The organism is Deinococcus pimensis DSM 21231, assembly GCF_000519345.1.
GTDB lineage: Bacteria > Deinococcota > Deinococci > Deinococcales > Deinococcaceae > Deinococcus_A > Deinococcus_A pimensis.
Genome location: NZ_KI912647.1, coordinates 69084 through 69416, shown reverse-complemented (window position 1 = coordinate 69416; position 333 = coordinate 69084). Strand labels below are relative to the sequence as shown.

At 74.2% G+C, this 333-nt stretch carries 1 protein-coding gene; it reads right to left on the bottom strand.

Annotated features, from left to right (window positions below; translation table 11 throughout):
• Window positions 1–147: 147 nt before the first annotated feature.
• Window positions 148–333 (bottom strand): ComEA family DNA-binding protein (locus DEIPI_RS0113130; RefSeq protein WP_027482062.1); only part of this gene is annotated, 186 nt, incomplete at its 5' end.

The window sequence follows — 333 nt, the reverse complement described above, 5'->3', positions numbered from 1 at the left end:
CGCTTCCCGACATCACGAGGACGCCCGCGAGCAACCCGCAGAAGGCCGCCGTGGCCCAGCCCAGACGCGCGCCCCAGGGCGCCCGGCTGGACGTCCGCGAGGCCGCGTGGGCGAGAACGTCCCCGGAGCGTGCCTCCACCCCGGACATCAGAACGTCACCAGCGGCCCGAGCGTCTCCAGCAGTTTCGGCCCCACGCCCGGCACCGCGTCCAGATCGTCCAGACCGCGGTACGGGCGGCCCCTTTCGATGCGTTCCGCCAGCGCCGGACCCACCCTCGGCAGGGCCTCCAGCTGCTCCCGGGACGCGGTGTTCAGGTTCACCCGCCCGCTCAC